We start from the raw sequence: 1,905 nt of genomic DNA on the forward strand, positions 1-1,905 counted from the left end.
GCGGCCGGCCTCGAGCGCCAGCTGCGCGGGCTGCTCGGCCTGGCGCCGGGCAGCGCCGAGCGCGCCACCCGGGCCCGGGAGGCCTACGAGCCGCTCAAGGCCTACCTGATGATGGCCCGGCCGGAGAATGTCGATGCGTCATTCCTCGGCAAGGCGCTGGCGGCCGCCGAGCCTGCCCGCATGGGCATCGGCGAGGGTACATGGCAGGGCATCGCGCCGAACCTCTGGCGCTTCTACGCCGCGCAGCTGGAGGCGCACCCCGGCTGGCGCATCACCACCGACCCGGCCCTGGTCGCCCGCGCCCGCCAGCTGCTGATCAGCCAGCTCGGCCAGCGCAACGGCGAGGCGGCCCTCTACCGGCAGGTGCTCGACGCCGTCGCCAACCAGTACCCGGCCATGGGGCTGCAGCAGATGGTCGGCGATACCGACGCCCAGCCGCTGTTCTCCACCGCCGCCGAGGTGCCGGGTGTATTCACCCGCCAGGCCTGGGAAGGCGGGGTGCGCAAGGCCATCGACGAGATCGCCGCCGCGCGCCGCGAGGAGATCGACTGGGTACTCAGCGATGACCGCAGCCAGATCGACGCCGCGCTGACCCCCGAGGCCCTGCGCGAAAGCCTGACCGCACGCTACTTCCAGGACTACGGCCGGGCCTGGCTGGACATGCTCAACAGCCTGCGCTGGCAGGAGGCCGGCAGCCTCGCCGATGTGGTCGACCAGCTCACCCTGATGACCGATGTGCGCCAGTCGCCGTTCATCGCGCTGGTCAATACCCTGTCCTACCAGGGGCGTGCCGGCACCCGTGGCCAGGCCCTGGGCGAGTCGCTGCTGCAGTCCGCGCAGAACCTCATGGGGCCGGACAAGACCCCGGCCATCGAGCCGTTGGCGGCGCTGCCGAAAGGGCCGCTGGAAGAACGCTTCGGCCCGCTGCTGGCGTTGCTCGGCAAGGGCGCCGAGCCCTCGCGCAACGACGACAACCTCAGCCTGCACGCCTTCCTCACCCGCGTGACCCGGGTGCGCCTGACGCTGCAGCAGGTGAGCGCCGCCCAGGACCCCCAGGCGATGATCCAGGCCCTGGCGCAAACCGTGCTCCAGGGGCGCAGCGTCGACCTCACCGACACCCAGTCCTATGGCAGCCTGATCGCCGCCAGCCTCGGCAGCGAATGGGCCGGCTTTGGCCGGGCACTGTTCGTCCAGCCGCTGGACCAGGCCTGGCAGCGCATCCTGCAACCCTCCGCTGCCGGGCTCAATGACCACTGGCAGCGCGCCATCGTCGGGCCCTGGAACAGCGCCTTCGCCGGCCGCTACCCCTTCGCCGCGAGCGCCAGCGACGCATCGCTGCCCATGCTCGGGCAGATGATCCGCGCCGACAGCGGGCACATCGACCGCTTCCTCACCCGCCAGCTGGGTGGCGTGCTGCGCAAGGACGGCAATCGCTGGGTGCCCGAAAGCGCCCAGGGCCAGGGGCTGCGCCTCGACCCCGCGTTCCTCGCGGCGGTCAATCGGCTCGCCGAACTGGCCGACGTGCTCTACACCGACGGCGGCATGGGCATCGCCTTCGAGCTGCGGGCCAAGCCGGTACGCGACCTCGTGCAGACCACCCTGACCCTCGATGGGCATCGTCTGGCGTACTTCAACCAGCGGGAACGCTGGCAACGGTTCGACTGGCCCAGCGCGAGCGATCACCCCGGCGCGCGCCTGAGCTGGACCCACGCCAGGAGCGGAGAGCGGCTGCTTGGCGACTACGCCGGCACCTGGGGCCTGATCCGGCTGCTGGAGCGGGCCCGGGTCACTCCGCTGGATGACAGCGAAACCCGCTATCGCCTGGTGCTGGAGGCCCCCGATGGCCTGGGGCTGACCTGGCACCTGCGCACCGACCTGGGCGCGGGCCCCCTGGCGCTGCTGCAA

General features: G+C 71.8%; 1 protein-coding gene. It reads left to right on the forward strand.

The genetic code is table 11. The features are described from left to right. Nucleotides 1-1,905: ImcF-related family protein (locus DMX10_RS32195; protein WP_305888077.1), on the forward strand; the 1,905-nt coding region annotated here is incomplete at both ends.

It is taken from the genome of Pseudomonas sp. 57B-090624 (assembly GCF_003234055.1).
GTDB classification, from domain to species: Bacteria; Pseudomonadota; Gammaproteobacteria; order Pseudomonadales; family Pseudomonadaceae; genus Metapseudomonas; species Metapseudomonas tohonis.